Source organism: Seonamhaeicola marinus (genome assembly GCF_008085455.1).
This window is the reverse complement of record NZ_VSDQ01000851.1, coordinates 1-336: the sequence shown is the minus strand read 5'-3', so window position 1 is coordinate 336 and position 336 is coordinate 1. Positions and strand designations below refer to the sequence as shown.

Here is a 336-nt window from a genome sequence, read left to right as displayed (position 1 = left end):
ACAGGCAAGTAAAACGACACGTAAATGGCTGCCTGAGACCACCTATCCATACCAAAAACCAATTCTTCAACTTTAAGTAAATTAAACACTATTTGGTAAGTTACAATTATGTATGCAATTTTAATAACCCAATCAACCAAATAAGCCAAAAGGCGCTCACCAACACTAGCTGCAGTAAAATTAATATTTACATTTTGTGTGGTATTTATTTGTAATTGAGCCATTAAATAGTATTGTTTATGTTTTACAAATCTATTGTAAATTATTGTAAGATATAAAGTACTTTAATAAAATTTTATGTAGCTTTGATTTTAATGAGAGAAGTTGCCTTTATTA

At 28.6% G+C, this 336-nt stretch carries 1 pseudogene; it reads right to left on the bottom strand.

The features are described 5' to 3' along the window. A pseudogene (locus FUA24_RS23860) lies at positions 1-224 on the bottom strand (RDD family protein); the annotation flags it as partial. Positions 225-336 lie beyond the last annotated feature (112 nt).